Raw genomic sequence first — 15,900 nt, forward strand, 5'->3', positions numbered from 1 at the left:
TCTTCTTAGGGATAGCGCGGTGGCATAGGTGGATTTGGATTTTTAAAAGGATCCGGTTCCCCGTAGGCCGATAGATTCACGATGTAGTTTTTGTCTGAGGTCCAAATCTTCAAAGTTCCTGAGCTGTGCCCTGGGAACGTATTCCAGTAAGACACATAGATTTTGCACGCTTTACCAGGAGCAAGAGCTTCAGGGCAATTGTCTTGTGCGCGATAACCCATGCCTTTCAGATCCCACACGATGCCAGTCAAATCTTTGTCGCCGGTGTTCTTTAATTCCAGTGAGCCGCGCGCCATTCCGTTGTAGGGTGCACTTCCCAACGACATATAAACAGTCACAGTCTCACCAAGTGTTTCCACGGCCTGAGCTGAGAAAGACATAAAAACCGCGCTGATCACAACTAACAAGTTCTTCATATTTATTCTCCTTCTTCTGAGTTCAAAAGTGGCATCAATTTGCCTTCCTCATCTAAAGCCTTCAGGTCCGTGTAACCCCCAATCAACTTGCCGTTGATCAAAATAATAGGGACGGTTCTCCAGCCAGTTTCGGATTTAATTCTGTCAATTTCTTCGGGTTGATCTGTCAAATCCACGACGTCGTAAGCAATGCCCTTGCTTTCAAGAAAATTGATCGCGCGGTCGCAGTACGGGCAGGGATTTTTTTTGTACATGAGTACTTTAGCCATGATTCCTTTTGACATAGGGACAGGGGGGAGACAAGGTTTCTCTAAGATGATTTGTTTACTGTGCCAAACCCCAGATGCAGCCCCCTTTAAAGTGGAGAGAAAGCCCGAGAGGAGCTATTTTCATTGCGCACAGTGTGATCTGATCTTTATGAATCCTGCGGAGCGTCTCGGTCCTCAGGAGGAAAAGCAGCGCTACGATCAACATGAAAACAATCCCAGTTCGGCTGGTTATCAGGCTTTCTTTGAGCCCCTTATTCAAGGGATTGACGATTATTTTAAGGCGGCGGGAATGTCGCCGTCCCAGTTGTCGGTTTTGGATTTTGGCTGCGGCCCGACGGCGGTGTTGTCTCAGCTTCTTGCATCCAAGGGGTACAAGGCCTTCAATTACGACCTTTATTATCATCCTGACCAAGAACAGTTACGGCGCACCTATCACTTCGTAACCAGTACGGAGGTCTGGGAGCATTTGTACAATCCTCGTCAAGAAATCGAGAGACAATTGCGTTTGCTCAAACCTGGGGGGATTTTGGCTGTCATGACGTCTGGTCATCGGGGAGAAGCGTCTTTTCATGACTGGCATTATCGACGAGACCTCACACATGTCGTGTTTTTCTCAGAAAAAACCATGAAATGGATCGCAAATCACTTCAAACTTCAATTGATCAAATCAAAAAGCCCTTATTGGATTTTTCAGAAGTTGTTTTAAGCCCGCTTTAGGTCGGGCCCCCTCAGACCGGGTTCTATGAGGACCCTTGTGATTTTATTAAGTTATTTTCAATAAAGGCTTTCAATTTTCTCAAAATAATCCGAAGAGTTTCAACGAGGTACCTTGTTTTGATGCTCTTAAAAATTGTGACCTACATAATCCTGTCATCCCTGACTGCCCACGCTTTTGATGCGCAGGATATTTTGCTTTATTCTCTTTGCAAAAAAGATAGAAAAACCTGCTCCTCCAATGAGTTCAAGCTTGTCGAGAAATTTGAGTTGCAGTGTCGGGTAGAGCAAGAGGGGCATCGCTGTCAGGAGTTGTCCGCCAAGAATCCTGAGTGGGCACCTCTCATGCGGAAGTGTGACTTTGAGAGTCTTTGTAAAGAATTTAAAGAGTATCAAAGTCAATCCGGCATCGCGTGTCTTCGTGGTTATAAAAACGCGATGGTGGATCTGGGAATTTCAATCAAAGACATGGCTTTTTCCCTGGGTGGATTTATTGAGGACAGCTGGGAGAAGTTCAAAAAAAGCAATCGTGATCGCGAAGCTTTTTTGAAGCAGTGTAATCAGTCGCTTCTTTGCAAAAGAGATCTTGTGAAGGACGATCATCGATATAATAATCTTCCTGATGAAAAGTTGGATAAATTTACGGCGACATTTCTTTATGTTCAGGCCCAGGATATGAAGAATTTTAAAGCCTCCGCAGAACGAGTTCGTCCGAAGCCCTATGTGCCAATTTCAGAGAGAACTCGCGATGACACCGACTTAACCGAAGAACAAAAGTTTAAGATGTCGGGCCTCTTGGATGCGGCCGAAGCTAAGATTAAAGAACAGTATGATCGTTATCTTTGTTACAACCGAACAGCTCGCGAAGAACTGAAATGTTATGCGGTCGGAAATGTCATCGACCCAACACTTTTTGCCGGATATTTTATAAAAGGCGCCCGGGTCGTCGCAGCGGCCGGTCGTCTTTCAAAAGTGGAAAAGGCCGGGGTTGAAGTTGAAAAATCCGTCGCCACTATGACGGCGCGCTCGACTTTTAGAACGCGAGGCGAACTGATCGATAAATATCTTCACTACTCTCCGGCGACCACGGCGCAGAATGAGAAATGGATTGCGCAAGCCGAAAAGGGCACTCGGGCGAAGATGACCTTCTTTGACGTTGAAAACAGTCAGATGAAGGTTTTAAACGACACGTTGAAGGACAAGAATCTGGTTACCAGCCTGACGAACTATCACAAGGATATTTTGTTTTCCAAGATGGAAGCCTTGCAAAAAGAATTCCCCAATCTGATCATCGATAAGTATTCAGATTTTAAGTCTTCTCGTTTTGCGTTTAGCGGAAGTGTTCCCAAAGACATTGAAAAGCGATTGGATAAGATTTTCCGTGAAACCAATGAAGAGTTCTCAACCTATCTTAAAGAAAATAAAATTCTCCGCACAGAGGACAGCGCAGAAACGTGGTTCCGGGGCGGCGTGGGGCGCTCTGCAGACCAGGCCAACTTAGCGGCCCGGTATTCACGGGGTCAAAATAACAACGTCGTGCAAAACTATGCTCAAGAATCTATGCAGCAGTCGATGAGTCGCCAGCTTAGCAGTTTGGATCGCCAGCGAAAAGGAATTCGTGATGAGGTGGGGCGAACGGGCATGGTTGAGGGACAAACACTTCACCAAGATGTTTTTGATATAGTTCGTAAAAATCAAGGGGAGCCTGATAAGATTTCTCAAGCCTTGACGAAGCGATTTGCTTTGAGTGAACTTCCGCGCAGCACTGTTATGAAGATTCAAGATTATGTGAAAGCGACGGATAGTTTTTCTCCGGGAATTCATATTGCCAGTCGGGAAGTGGCTCATCTGAATGATGCGGCTCAAGGGGGGCTTTCCGCCGATATCATCGGTTTGGGAGCCGCGAATTTAAAAGGCACAGCAGAGGCGTTGGCTTCGGCGAAGAATGTGGACCAAGCTTTGGAGTTGACCCGTACCGCCGAAAAGGCTGTGACTCAAAGTTTTAAGGACCAAAAGAAGTACTTTGAAGAAGTCATTCGTCGATCGGTCAGCCAAGGGAAACTGAAGACTTTGTGTTCAGGGGATGACTGCGTTTCTGTGGCGGTGAGCCCCTTGAATGAGGCCGAAAAAACTAAAATCTTGGCGGGTCTTGCGGATAGTAAATATTCCGGCGGCTATCGGTTGGCGTTTATCCCCGAAGGTGTGGCGGCGGCAGAGACACGCAATGCGCTGGCCACTCACGGTGAGTCGATGGAAAAAATCTTGCGCAAAACCTTAGGGGCATCGATGGAGCCGCGAAAGTTGCAGGGTCTGACTTTTGGGGTCGATATGAAGACTCAAAAGTTGAATCAGGGTTCCGTGAAACTGCTTATCGGGGAAGCGCCGGGAGTGCGCTTGACGGAGAAAGACCGGGTTTTAATTGAAAGAACCTTCCGTCAAGCTGTCGAAGAGTTGAATCAAGAGGTTTCCAAAGAAGGCGTTCAGGCGATGTATCGAGCCACACACTAAGGTTGCTGGCAAATCCGTTCCAAATGTTCTCGGAATTCCTTGGGCTTTTTTAGAACTTTGATTTCATCAAAGACCTGTTTGGCTTCGGCATTCTTGAACGATAAAGCTTTGAGCCATTGTTTGGTGCGGGACACAGCAAAGTAATCATTGATATACAAAGTGCTGGCTTCAAAAAACTGGGGCAGTAAGAGTTTGGTCTGCGCCCAGCACATCTCGGTGACGGGCTCTTTGTTCACACTCTGTTTGATCTGCTGAAAAATATAGGGATTGCTTAGAACCCCGCGACCAATCATGTAGTCTTCACACTGAGTCACTTCCACACAGCGATGAAAATCCGCGACGTTCCAGATTTCTCCGTTGGCGACGATTTTCAATTTTGTTTTTTCTTTGATTTGCGGAATCCACTCCCAATAAGCGGGAGGCCGGTAGCCGTCAGTTTTGGTGCGACAGTGAACTGTGAGCCAAGTGGCATTGGCCTCTTGGGCGGCTTGCGCGATGTCCAAGCATTTGCTGGGATCATCAAAGCCCAAACGAATTTTGGCGGTGACGGGGATTTCAGAGGGAACCGCTTTGCGAACGGTATCGATAATAGTGAAAACTCGATCGCAGGATTTAAGCAAAGAGGCCCCGCCATCGTGACGGTTGACGGTTTTTGCAGGACACCCGAAGTTGAGATCAATGCCAAGGGCCCCCAGTTTTACGGCTCTTTGGGCATTGAGTGCCAAGGGTTCGGCATGACCTCCCAGAAGTTGAACAAAGACGGGGGTTCCCCAGCGAGTGCGGGAATGGGTTTTAAGTTCGGGGCAGTTTTTATAAAAAACACTCTCGGGATGCAGGCGATCGGTGACGCGAAGAAACTCAGTCACGCACTGATCGATTCCGCCAATGCGGGTGAGGGTGTCACGCATCACCCAGTCCACCACGCCTTCCATTGGAGCTAAAAAAAGTTTCATGGATTAAAGGCCGCCCATTTTTTTGACGATGTCGAAGTGCTTTTTGTCGACGGGCTGTACGGACAAGCGGGACCCTTTTTGCAGAACCAGCATATCTTGCAGTTTCCCATTGGTGCGAAGATCACTGAGGCTGACGACCTCTTTGAATTTATCGACGTATTCAACTTCCACGCAGTACCAGATCGGTTTTTCTTTGCTGGCCTTGGCGTCAAAGTATTCTGACTTTTTATCAAATTGAGTTTTGTCGGGGGCGGCAATCTTTGAAATCTTCGCCAGTCCCGCAACACCCGAAGGTTCGGCGTTGGAATGATAAAATAAAACCGCATCACCGACTTGCATGTCTTTCATCATGAAGTTGCGCGCTTGGTAGTTGCGCACACCCTCCCACCAGGTTGTTTTGTCTTTTTTAAGTTGGTCGATCGAAAAAACATCCGGTTCGGATTTCATGAGCCAGTATTTCATTTATTTTTTCTCCGCTTTGATCTTTCCGGATTTGAAAAACCACTGACCGGCTTGTTTGCGGAAGGTGCTGACTTCATGATGGATGTACTCTTCATCGTCCACGGTATAGAACGCCTTAAACTCGACCGTGCCTTTGGTGCCTTTTTCTTCGGCCTTCAAAATTTCAAGTTTCAAGAACTGGGCTCGCTCCGCCCACTCTTGGTTGGCCTCGTCATCAATCAGATCCAGAGTTTGAGGATCGGTCGTATCACGAAGATACGCCATTTGATTCTTCGCAAAAGCACTATAGCGAGAACGCATCAAAGCTTCCGCCGTCGGCGCGACCTCTTTGCCAGAATGATAAACACCACAACACTCAAGATATTCTTTTTCAGACCCACAAGGACATTTCATATGTCCGCGACCCTACCAGAATTCCCGCCCCGGAGGTACGCCGTACCTTTTTGCAGTGCGCAGCATCAAGAATGGGGCGATTTCGACACGAAGGGAAGCTGGTACCTTTTCGGGGGCGGGGCTGTTATCGTTTTTTGGGTGAGGTGACATTATGGCGAAGTGGGCTTTGATTACCGGGGCAACGTCGGGAATTGGTTGGGCGACAGCTTTGGCTTTGGCGGGGCAGGGGTATTCCATTCTGGCGACGGGGCGTCGCTTGGAAAAGCTTCAGGAACTCGAAAAAAATTTAAAAGCTCAGTTTCCGGCTGTCAGTGTGAAGACGGCGGCTTTTGATGTCTCGGATCGTTTCGAGGTCAGTGAGTTTTTAAAAACATTTTCGAGTGATGTCGCGCACGTCGATGTTCTTGTGAACAATGCCGGACTCGCGAAAGGCGTCGATAAGATGCAAGAGTCCTCCTTGGATGACTGGGAAACCATGATCGACACCAATATCAAAGGATTGCTTTTTATGACCCGAGGAGTGGTCGAACACATGGTTCGCCGAAACTCAGGGCACATTGTCAATCTGGGATCTGTGGCCGGGAGATGGACTTACCCTGGCGGCGGCGTTTATTGCGCGACCAAATTCGCCGTGCGAGCCTTGTCAGAGGGACTGCGCATGGATCTTCTTGGCAGCAAAATTCGCGTGACCAATATTGAGCCAGGAATGGTGCACACAGAGTTTTCTTTGGTGCGTTTTGAGGATGCCGCCAAGGCGGACAAAGTCTATGAAGGCATGACTCCTTTAACTGCGCAGGATATTGCAGAGACCATCGCGTGGTGCGTGGCTCGCCCGGCTCATGTGAATATTCAGGAGCTTGTTATTTACCCAACTGACCAAGCCCATGTAGGCCAAGTCGCCCGTAAGAGTTAAAATATTTTTCATAATCAGGGAGGATAAGCGCAATGGCACAGAATGGATTTCGAACTGAAAAAGACACCATGGGTGAGGTGATGGTTCCGGCAGATAAATTCTGGGGAGCTCAAACGCAAAGATCCACACAGAACTTTCGCATTGGCGGGGATCGTTTTCCTCGCGAGATGATTCGTGCCTTGGGAATTCTTAAAAAATGTGCGGCCCTGACCAATCACAAGTTGGGGATTTTGGATGACAAGAAAACCGAGGTCATCGTGAAAGCGGCTGACGAAGTCATTGCCGGAAAGTGGGATGCTCATTTTCCTCTCGTGGTTTGGCAGACCGGCTCAGGGACGCAAACCAACATGAATGCCAATGAAGTGATCGCCAACCGGGCGATGGATATGTTGGGCATTCAGCTTCCCAGTAAAGAGATTCATCCCAATGATGATGTGAATAAAGGGCAATCCTCCAACGACACCTTCCCCACGGCGATGCATATTGCGGTGGCTGAACAAATTGATCACCGTCTGTTGCCGATGATGGAGAAGCTGCATAAAGCCCTGGAGCATAAGCAAAAAGAATTCAAAGATATCGTCAAAATTGGTCGTACCCACTTGATGGATGCGACCCCTTTAACTTTGGGACAAGAGTTTTCAGGTTACGCCACCCAAATGAAACACTCCGTGCAAAGAGTGAAAAATACATTGCCTCATCTGTATGAGTTGGCCTTGGGAGGCACCGCGGTGGGGACGGGGTTGAACACGCATCCTCAGTTTGCGACGGAAGCGGCGAAATCCATTGCACATGAGACAAAGATTCCTTTTGTTTCGGCTGAAAATAAATTTGAGGCTTTGGCCTCCCATGATGCTCTGGTCGAGGTCAGTGGCGCTTTAAACTCGGTGGCCGTGTCTTTGATGAAGATTGCCAACGATATTCGCCTTCTGGGGTCTGGTCCGCGTTGTGGGATCGGTGAGCTGCAGCTTCCTGAAAATGAACCCGGCAGCTCGATTATGCCCGGTAAAGTGAATCCGACTCAGAGTGAAGCCATGACCATGGTCTGTGCGCAAGTGATGGGGAATCATGTGGCAGTCAGTATTGGGGGGGCTACGGGCCATTTTGAGCTGAACGTCTTTAAACCTCTGATTGTTTTTAACGTGCTGAACTCAATTCGCTTGTTAGCCGACGCCTGCGAGTCTTTTACGGACCACTGTGTGACGGGAATTCTAGCGAACCAGAAGCAAATTCGGAAGCATCTGGAGCATTCGTTGATGTTGGTCACGGCTCTGAACCCTCATATTGGTTATGATAATGCCGCTAAAATCGCGAAAACTGCCCACAAAAACGGCACAACACTGCGCGAAGAAGCTATCAATCTTGGACTCCTTTCTGGCGAAGAATTTGATAAGATAGTAAAACCAGAAGATATGGTGGGACGGTAAGGTCCCCGGAGGGGCGAAAGCAGATGAATCCTTTATTGGCAAAAGCGAACTGGATGGAGCGCGATGATATTCGCCCTTATGTATTTGTTCGTCCAGAAAACCAAATCGCTCAGCCGGGTTCGGTTCATCGTCTCAACTGGTTTCAGCAGGAACCCATTTTCAAAGATCCTCTCGATATCAGCGAGTTGGCCTTTGCCGATCGCCTTTATTCTTTAGAAGAGCGTGCCTTTGGGCCCTCCAACATGGCGATGCCTCGCTGGGTTTTTTATGACTGTGCGGTCATGCCTGGGTTTGTCGCGGGGTTTGCCGCGAAGCCTTCGGCATTAACGAAAGAAATGCGCGACGCCCTTGATCCCAAAAAGTTTCCCGCGACGGGTTCTCCGATTAAAACTTCCAGTGTATTGAAGGAAGTGACCTCTTTGGACGAGATGGACTGGATTCCCTTGTCGTTGTTTATCATTATTCCGACAATGCACAAAGGCGAGTGGGTGGCTCACAATCTTTGTTCGGTGAATTCTCTTGTTCCCGAGGGGCAGGGATTCTATGGCTTGGGGTTCCTTTCTAAGGCCTTCGGGTTGTGGTATGCTAACGTAGATCAGTGTTCAGGTATGACCCAGTGGGGAAGTCCGGCTTTAAAACTTCACTCTCATTATGGCCATCTGGAGGTGATTGGAGCTTATGCTCCAGTGCACTCTCACGCAAAAACGATCACTTATCGTGTTCAAGTAAACACGAATTGCTGGGAAAAGTTTTTTAATAAAGAACCCGACCTGGCGTTTTTGGAAAATTATGGTCCGACCGGGACCTTCATTGATCCGAAAAGTGAAGAGAGTATGTTAGACTTTCAGAAGCGTATTGAGCGTAGTGAAGGTCCCTTCTTCCTCAGTGCAGGTGAAATTGCACAGAAGAAGTTGGATGAAAAATTGATGATTTATAGTTTGAAACAACAATACTAGATAGGAAGAAAAAATGTCGATGAATACCCTGCCCCCCGTCGCGAAATCTTTTTTTGCGTTCTGTAAGAAATGTGATGCAGATAGATACCATGTGGTCCTGGCTCACACGTCGTCGACTTCCGCGAAAATCAAATGTGAAATTTGTGGATCTCAAAAAACCTATTCTCTTCCGAAAGCGCAAACTCGCACTGGCAAGCCTTTGACGGGTGCGGCGGCTAAAAAACGTGAACAAACTATGAGTTCTCGCAAATCCAGTCATCGCAATGAATATGAAATGTTGATGGCCAACGAGGGCGCTCCTACGGCAAGCTACAACATGAAGGCGAAGTTTGAAAAGAACACCAAACTTCAACATCCTAAATTTGGCATGGGTTTCATTAAAGATGCTTTGTCTGATAAAATCGAAGTGGTTTTTGAAGACGAAGTTCGTACCTTGATTCACAACAGAACATAATCTTTTATCTGAATTTAGCGCGGTAAAATGGATTGGCTTAAAGGGTTGAACCCCGAACAGCAGAAGGCCGTAAAACATAATTACGGTCCTTTGCTTATTTTGGCTGGGGCGGGTTCGGGCAAAACGACAGTTCTTGTTTCAAGAACGGGGAGATTGGTTTCTGAAAGAGTCGCGAAGGCTCAAGAGATCTGTGTTCTTACGTTCACCAACAAAGCCGCGCGCGAACTCACACATCGAGTGGGAGTTAAGCTTGGTAACACGGGGAAAGGTCTTTGGGCGGGGACCTTCCACTCTTTTGGTCTGCAGATTCTGCGACGTTTTCATAAACATGCCGGTCTGTCGCCGTATTTTGGGATTGTCGATCAGAGTGATTGCAATGCCATCCTGAAGGATCTGATTAAAGACGTCAAAAATTCAGGTAAAGACAAGTTCGATGTCGATAAGATTTTGGCGATGATCAATGATCGCCGCACCGGAATCGCCTTACAGAATGAAGCCTTTGATGAATACCACGAGATGGCCGAGGTTTTGGCTCCGAAATTCGCCAAACGCTTAGAGCATTTGGGCGTGGTGGACTTTGAAGGTCTTTTGATAAAACCTCTCCAACTTTTTAAAGAGCATCCAGATATTCTTGAAAAGGTGCAAAGCTCGTTCAGCCAAGTGATGGTCGATGAGTTTCAAGACACCAATCGAATGCAGATGGATTTGATTCATCAGATCGTGCGAGTTCATAACAACGTCACCGTGGTTGGAGACGACGATCAGTCCATTTATGGTTGGCGAGGGGCGGAAGTAAAAAATATTCTGAACTTTCCGCAAGAATTTAAAAACTGTGAAGTGATTAAACTCGAGCGGAATTACCGGTCCTCTTCTGAAATTTTGGCGGTGGCGAACGCCGCCATTTCAAAGAATAAAAACCGCCATGGGAAGATCCTTCGTGCGGAAGCCGCCCAAGAAACAGGTGAACTTCCTGAAATGTTTCTACTAGATCGTGAAGAAGACGAATGTGAGTTTGTCGTCAGCGAAATCCTGCATTTCCAAAGGCAAGGTTATAGTTATAAAGACTTTGCAATTCTGTATCGCTCAAACACCCAAGGGGGACTGATCGAGTCCTCTTTGCGACGGGCTAATATCCCTTATAATATTTCCGGTGGAACTTCGATCTTTGATCGCCGCGAGATCAAAGACTTGATGGCTTATCTCAAGCAAGCCTTGGCTCCGAATGAGGTGTCTTTGCGTCGTATTATCAACGTTCCTTCGCGGGGCATCGGTGATACGACGATTGAAAAGCTCAGTGAATTTGCTCTTAAGAAAAGAATCAACTTTGTGGATGCCTGCCGTTTTTGGAAAGAAGCGGAAGTGCAGGATAAAGCCGGAGAGTCCATTGATGAACTGATGAAGTTTGTCGAAGACCTTCCTAAGAACATCTTGGATTTCCAAGTGGGTTCAACCCCGGGAGCTAAGATGGTCGAAATTTTTCAGAATATCGGTTATCGCGACTATGTGTATGGCACGGCGGCAGATCCGACCAGTGCTGAAAAGAAGTGGATGGTTGTTGAAATTCTAGGGCGTATCTTGGATGCGTACCTAGGCCGGCGGGCTTACGATGTGGAAAGTATCAAATCCTTCGTGGATGCGATGTTATTGCGCGATGATATGTCTCAGGAAGAGGAAAATCCCAATAAAGTGCAACTCATGACGTTGCATGCCTCGAAGGGCTTGGAATTCCCCGTCGTAATTTTGGCGGGGCTGGAAGAAGACCTTTTGCCTCATAAAAACCTGGGATCTGATATCGATGAAGAGCGCCGTTTGTTTTATGTCGGCGTCACTCGCGCGAAAAAACGTTTGGTCATGACCCGCTGTCAGCAACGCAAAAAAAACGGGGCCGTGCGCCCAGTGACTCCGTCACGGTTCTTGCTGGAAATTCCCAAGGAACTTTATAAGGAATTCCCTTTGGGAGTTCGCCCGGTGTCAGGTCAAGAACGCGAAGACTTGGTTGCGAGTTTTCTTTCTAAGCTGGACAGTAAGATCGGGCCTTCTAAGAAGTAACTTGCTCCCTCTAAAGACCCAGTGCCCTTCCCATTAAACAGATCTCCTCGGACAGTCCTCGCGGACGCGCCCCTTTCGGGGCTGCTGCTGCGGAACTCGGATATCTGTTTAATGGGAAGGGCACTTCGACTCCCCAGAGTGGGCGCTAGTTTATGGCGTTGAGCCAGGGGGCTGATTGGTAGTGGGTTTTTAGGCCGTTCATAGCGTTGATTTGATAGGTTCTGTAGGCGGAATCGGGAGAGAGGCCGTTGTAACACGCACTGAAGCCCGAGGAGTAGCGGTTGTAGGCGCCTAAGAGTTTATCCATCGGGTTTCCTGTTTGATTGCAACTCAAGGTGCGAGCTTCTATGTAGTTGTCATAGTACTCGGTGAAGCCGTAATAAAGTGTGCTTTCGATACTGCAGTATTCTTTGTTTGAGAAAAAGGCGGCGTTCAGAAGTTGGCTTGCGGAAAATCCTGAGCGAGCCACTTGAGTGATTCCCCAGTCATCCAGCACATTGTAAGAGCCACCACTTAAGATCACGAAAAACCAATTCTTGTAGCGCACATAGTGCTGCCAACCACTTTCTTGCCAGGCGAGGGCTTTAAGGGTCTTTAAGAAGTTTTGTTTTTCAGTTCCAGTCAGCACCCCTCCTCGATCGGTAATTAGCTGGAGGCCAACTTTTTCAATCAGGCGGTCGATGCTTTGATAGTAAGCACTTTTTTGCGCACGATCTTTCCATTGGTCGGCGGTGAGGGCATAGGGTAAATCTATTTTGCCATAGCAGTTCGTTGTGACGTCGGCGTACTGAGAGCCTCGTCCTGCGGTGACAGAACTTTTTAAAGTCCAACGATCAAAAAGATTCGACACTCTTATTTTGGTTCCGATATTTTCTCGTCCTAAATCTTCGGTGGGAAGATCAGGATACGAGGCTTCGGGAGGCGCCGGATCGTCAGACCTAGGCGTTGGAGGGAGTGCTGGTGTTGGTTCTGGAGAGGGTGTTGGCGCTGGCTCCTCCACAGACGTAGATCGGTTGGAATCGATCGGGCTGGACGAGGTAGAAAGGGAGCACGAGGCCCCTATCAGCGTGATAATAGACGCAAGCAGAATTCGCAATTTGAAGTCCATAGGCACAGGAAGGCTCCTTAAATAATGTGCCTATTTATTGAGCACCCAGGTGAGGAAATCACGAGGTAATTGAAGGGCGAAGTAAGTTCTCTTCTTAGGTCTTAAGAAAGGCCGACTGTCTTGGAGTCGGCTCATATTTCCTGGTGTCGACGACCTTGCATAAAGCTGAGGCGGGCCCCTTTAGCTCTGAAAAAGCTTTTTAAAATCAGGAGGAACGGGAGTTTCGAAGGTTTGTACTCGTCCTCCGATAGGAAGAGTTAAACGAAACGCGTGCAGGTACATGCGATCGTTGCCATAGATCTTCGCCATTTTGCTGTTGTAAGTGGGATCATTATAGCGGGGATCGCCGACGATGGCATGTTTTGCTAAAGCACTGTGTTTGCGGATTTGATGTTGGCGGCCTGTCAGCAAACGAAGCTCCACCAACGAAAAGAATTTATTGGATTCAAGGACTCGGTACAAAGTTTTGGCTTCAATGCGGTCCTTCAAAAGGCCTTGGGGATTCTTCCGTCCTTCGGCCTTGTCAGAAATAGGGAAGGCCCATTCTTGCCACTCGTCGGAAACATCCATGGGGCCGCGAAGAACGGCGTAGTACATTTTTTCTGCTTTGTGATTTTGAAACTGTTCAGAAAGTGAAGCCGCGGCTTCTTGTTCTGTGGCAACCACCAAAAGACCGCTGGTCTCTTTGTCGAGGCGATGGACGGGGTAGATGTCGTGAAAGGTGCCAGGATGAAGCTGCTTCTTTAAGATACTGCGAACGTCTCCAGCTTCGTTATGGACAGAAATCCCCGTGGGTTTGTTGATGATCAGCCAGTGCTTAGATTTTTCAACAACAGGCAGTTTTTGGGCAGGCTTCATGGGCACTCCTAATGAACTCATAGAAAAAGTCTTCCTTTATTACGGGAGAGCGAGGGGGAATGCACGAAAATTAGTGTTCGGCGGTGGAGGGAGGGCTTGGGGGTTCTAAAATTGCGAAAAAACTACCGTCCTTGTGTAGGAAGGGTGTGATTGTTGGCAGGAATGACCTCGGGGAATGGAAATGGGGAGAGGGAAGCTAGAGAATAGCAGGGATGTGAGGAGTTCTATATGCATCCGTCGATTTCTGAATTTCTGGATTTCTTAGATAAGGAAGATGATCCCGATTATGGGGATTTTAAGCGGGAAGTGGATCTGCACTTGCGCCATATGATCGAGTCCCTGCGGCCGTTAGCCCCCGAACAGATCTGGCAGCTTCGTAAGATGCGCGAGCAATTACTCTGGTCTTATAAGAGCGATAAGGACGTAGAGCAGATGAAGTCGCTTTTAAGGCAGGAAGTCCAACATCTGGAGGACTTTAATCCCCCAGAGCTATGATAATAACTCTGTGCGCCGCTCTTGCTCTTGGGCCCTGCTCTCCGGTAGGCTCTTATCCAGAAGGAGGTCCTTATGTCCACATTGGCGCAGCAGGAATTTTGTATCACCCTCAGTGATTTGGCCTCTTTTATGGAAGTTCCGCCCAGTGAAGTAAAGAAAAAGGCCGAAGCCGTTCTGCAAAAGAAAATCAGATCTCCTTGGTTGTTGCCAGAAGAGGTTCGTTCGCTGCTTTTGTCTGAAGGTTATGTTTATCCTCAAAAAGTGATTTCTGTGCAGATGCTCAAAGGGGGCGTGGCTAAAACCACCTCTGTTTTGAACATGGGGCTGCGAGCCGCCATGTACGGCGCGCGAGTGCTTTTTGTAGATTTGGATCAACAGGCCAATCTTAGTTTTGCTCTTGGAGTGGAAGATGAAAGTCTTCCGGTGTGGGTGGATATTGCCGAAAAACGCAAAAGCATTGAAGAGTGCGTGCGTTTTGTCGAGCCTCATGTCGACTTGATTCCGTCTTCTTTGAACAATTCAGTTTTGGATCGCGTTTTGCTCAACTCCAATCGCAATTGGTCGCAAATCGTCAAGACGCCTTTAGAGAAAATCAAACATCGGTATGATCTGATTTTGATCGACACAGCACCGGCCTTGAGTGCGGTGAATACGGCGGTGACCGTGGCATCGGATGAAGTTATTTTGCCCGTGAACCCCGACAAGTTCGCTTTTCTCGGGTTGCATAAGAACCTCAGTGAATTGGAAGATATTAAGCGCGACTTTGATTTAAGCTTCTCGAAAAAGATTTTATTCACAAAGTTTGATGGGCGGGAAAATACCAGCCATGAGCTTTTACAGAGATGTATTGAAGACTTTGAAGATTCCCTGATGAAGGGCTATATTCGAACTTCCTCTGAAGTGAAAAACACCGTGCGATCCGGCAAAAGTCTTTTTGCTGGCAAGTCTCCGGTGAAAGCGGACTATGATTTTGTAACCCGTGAAATGTTAGGATTTGTTTAAGAGGTATAATATGCCAGAGATCAAGCACTACGATGGGAAGAAAAAGCACCAAGCCAAAAACCACACGAAGGGAGCTCATGAAAAGCATCCCCACAAGCGTCGTCCTCATCATGAGATGTCTGAAAATATGAGTGAGGCCGAAGAAATAAAGGCTCAAGCTGAAGAGATCCAAGTTGAAGCGGCGGACATTAGTGAAGAGGCTGAGGCTATCAATACCGAAGCTCAGAATGAAGGCATTTACGTTGAAGAGATTCAAGCCGAAGCCGAGATGATTGCGGAGGGAGGCCCTGCCTACGGCGAGGAACCTTCTGAGTCCCGCGGAAAAGTGCATCTTGATTTTTACGGCAGCGAACTGATCCGTCAGAAGGCGCCGAAGGTCATGGAGTTGGCAGATACGGTTGCTGATGAGTGGGTGCATGATGGCCAATTCCAGGGACTTCCCGTAGGAAATCCTTTGGCTCAAATGGCGGCGGCCAAAGCCCTCCGTACTGCGAAGGATGTCGAAAAGAAGTTGGAAGAAAAAGGTGTCATCGCGATGGCGAAGATGGGCCTTGAGTTTGTAAAATCAAAAATTGAAAAGAAAAATCACTAAAGTCCATGTCCAGAGCGAACCGTATTAATGATGTTCTCACAAAGGCTCTCAATCCTCTGCATCTAGAGGTCGAAAATGAGAGCCATATGCACTCAGTCCCTCCTGGGAGTGAAACTCACTTTAAAGTCTTGGTGGTTTCTCAGTCTTTTGAGGGAAAATCCCGCGTGGACCGTCAGCGTCTGATCAATGAGTTGTTGAAGGTCGAGCTGCAAAGCGGTCTTCACGCTTTAACTCAAAGAACCCTGACCCCTCAGGAGTGGGACCTCCAAAAGTCGAAGCTTGAATTTGAATCGCCCGAATGTCGCGGCGGCGGTAAATCCAATAAATAGATGAT

Annotated in this window: 18 protein-coding genes; 11 read left to right on the forward strand and 7 right to left on the reverse strand. The window is 47.8% G+C overall.

Annotation, left to right across the window (positions count from 1 at the left end; all coding sequences use genetic code 11):
• Positions 1-5: 5 nt before the first annotated feature.
• Both ACM64D_RS09660 and ACM64D_RS09665 read right to left on the reverse strand, forming a co-directional pair.
• Entirely contained in the window at positions 6-416 is a 411-nt protein-coding gene (locus tag ACM64D_RS09660; protein ID WP_415063004.1) for a hypothetical protein, read from the reverse strand.
• A 2-nt stretch (positions 417-418) separates the two neighbouring features.
• Positions 419-685 carry a glutaredoxin gene (locus ACM64D_RS09665; RefSeq protein WP_415063005.1) on the reverse strand — a complete coding sequence of 89 codons (267 nt, stop codon included), beginning with the start codon at positions 683-685 and terminating at the stop codon, positions 419-421.
• A gap of 148 nt (positions 686-833) precedes the next feature.
• Between ACM64D_RS09665 and ACM64D_RS09670 the strand changes: the two genes are divergently transcribed.
• Positions 834-1,391: a class I SAM-dependent methyltransferase gene (locus ACM64D_RS09670; protein ID WP_415063006.1), complete on the forward strand. Its 558-nt coding sequence runs from the start codon at positions 834-836 to the stop codon at positions 1,389-1,391.
• Between the two features lie 131 nt (positions 1,392-1,522).
• Positions 1,523-3,907, forward strand: a complete 2,385-nt coding sequence (locus ACM64D_RS09675; RefSeq protein ID WP_415063007.1) for a hypothetical protein — start codon at positions 1,523-1,525, stop codon at positions 3,905-3,907.
• Here the strand turns inward: ACM64D_RS09675 and ACM64D_RS09680 are convergent.
• Genes ACM64D_RS09680 through ACM64D_RS09690 form a run of 3 tightly spaced genes read right to left on the reverse strand, consistent with a single transcriptional unit; the run spans position 3,904 to position 5,715 of the window.
• A complete protein-coding gene (locus ACM64D_RS09680; RefSeq protein WP_415063008.1) occupies positions 3,904-4,860 on the reverse strand; it encodes a tRNA dihydrouridine synthase in 957 nt (318 codons plus the stop codon). The two genes, ACM64D_RS09675 and ACM64D_RS09680, sit on opposite strands and share 4 nt — an antisense overlap.
• Positions 4,861-4,863: 3 nt before the next feature.
• Positions 4,864-5,322, reverse strand: a complete 459-nt coding sequence (locus ACM64D_RS09685) for an EVE domain-containing protein (protein ID WP_415063009.1) — start codon at positions 5,320-5,322, stop codon at positions 4,864-4,866.
• A complete protein-coding gene (locus ACM64D_RS09690; RefSeq protein ID WP_415063010.1) occupies positions 5,323-5,715 on the reverse strand; it encodes a YchJ family protein in 393 nt (130 codons plus the stop codon).
• A gap of 148 nt (positions 5,716-5,863) precedes the next feature.
• On the opposite strand from ACM64D_RS09690, the gene ACM64D_RS09695 reads away from it, so the two are divergent.
• From ACM64D_RS09695 to ACM64D_RS09715, 5 genes are read left to right on the forward strand one after another with little or no spacing between them, the layout of a single operon-like run.
• Positions 5,864-6,628, forward strand: a complete 765-nt coding sequence (locus tag ACM64D_RS09695; RefSeq protein WP_415063042.1) for an SDR family NAD(P)-dependent oxidoreductase — start codon at positions 5,864-5,866, stop codon at positions 6,626-6,628.
• A 32-nt stretch (positions 6,629-6,660) separates the two neighbouring features.
• A complete protein-coding gene (gene fumC / locus ACM64D_RS09700) occupies positions 6,661-8,052 on the forward strand; it encodes a class II fumarate hydratase (RefSeq protein WP_415063011.1) in 1,392 nt (463 codons plus the stop codon).
• Between the two features lie 23 nt (positions 8,053-8,075).
• Complete coding sequence (locus ACM64D_RS09705; protein WP_415063012.1) at positions 8,076-9,008, forward strand: hypothetical protein; 933 nt, start codon at positions 8,076-8,078, stop codon at positions 9,006-9,008.
• A gap of 13 nt (positions 9,009-9,021) precedes the next feature.
• Positions 9,022-9,462 (forward strand): hypothetical protein, encoded by a 441-nt coding sequence (locus ACM64D_RS09710; protein WP_415063013.1) that lies wholly within the window; start codon positions 9,022-9,024, stop codon positions 9,460-9,462.
• Positions 9,463-9,489: 27 nt separating this feature from the next.
• Positions 9,490-11,511 carry an ATP-dependent helicase gene (locus tag ACM64D_RS09715; RefSeq protein ID WP_415063014.1) on the forward strand — a complete coding sequence of 674 codons (2,022 nt, stop codon included), beginning with the start codon at positions 9,490-9,492 and terminating at the stop codon, positions 11,509-11,511.
• A gap of 145 nt (positions 11,512-11,656) precedes the next feature.
• Here the strand turns inward: ACM64D_RS09715 and ACM64D_RS09720 are convergent, their stop codons facing one another.
• Positions 11,657-12,619 carry a hypothetical protein gene (locus ACM64D_RS09720; RefSeq protein WP_415063015.1) on the reverse strand — a complete coding sequence of 321 codons (963 nt, stop codon included), beginning with the start codon at positions 12,617-12,619 and terminating at the stop codon, positions 11,657-11,659.
• A 180-nt stretch (positions 12,620-12,799) separates the two neighbouring features.
• Positions 12,800-13,498, reverse strand: a complete 699-nt coding sequence (locus tag ACM64D_RS09725; protein ID WP_415063016.1) for an RluA family pseudouridine synthase — start codon at positions 13,496-13,498, stop codon at positions 12,800-12,802.
• A 207-nt stretch (positions 13,499-13,705) separates the two neighbouring features.
• On the opposite strand from ACM64D_RS09725, the gene ACM64D_RS09730 reads away from it, so the two are divergent.
• The 4 genes from ACM64D_RS09730 (at position 13,706) to ACM64D_RS09745 (ending at position 15,895) form a co-directional block, all read left to right on the forward strand.
• On the forward strand, positions 13,706-13,972 hold the full coding sequence (locus tag ACM64D_RS09730; RefSeq protein ID WP_415063017.1) for a hypothetical protein: 267 nt from the start codon (positions 13,706-13,708) through the stop codon (positions 13,970-13,972).
• A 72-nt stretch (positions 13,973-14,044) separates the two neighbouring features.
• The gene (locus ACM64D_RS09735; protein ID WP_415063018.1) at positions 14,045-14,974 is read left to right on the forward strand and encodes a ParA family protein; all 930 of its coding nucleotides are present in this window, start codon (positions 14,045-14,047) and stop codon (positions 14,972-14,974) included.
• 10 nt (positions 14,975-14,984) lie between these two features.
• On the forward strand, positions 14,985-15,566 hold the full coding sequence (locus ACM64D_RS09740; RefSeq protein WP_415063019.1) for a hypothetical protein: 582 nt from the start codon (positions 14,985-14,987) through the stop codon (positions 15,564-15,566).
• A 5-nt stretch (positions 15,567-15,571) separates the two neighbouring features.
• Positions 15,572-15,895: a BolA family protein gene (locus ACM64D_RS09745; RefSeq protein ID WP_415063020.1), complete on the forward strand. Its 324-nt coding sequence runs from the start codon at positions 15,572-15,574 to the stop codon at positions 15,893-15,895.
• Positions 15,896-15,900: the final 5 nt, after the last annotated feature.

The organism is Bdellovibrio sp., from assembly GCF_047637665.1.
GTDB lineage: Bacteria > Bdellovibrionota > Bdellovibrionia > Bdellovibrionales > Bdellovibrionaceae > Bdellovibrio.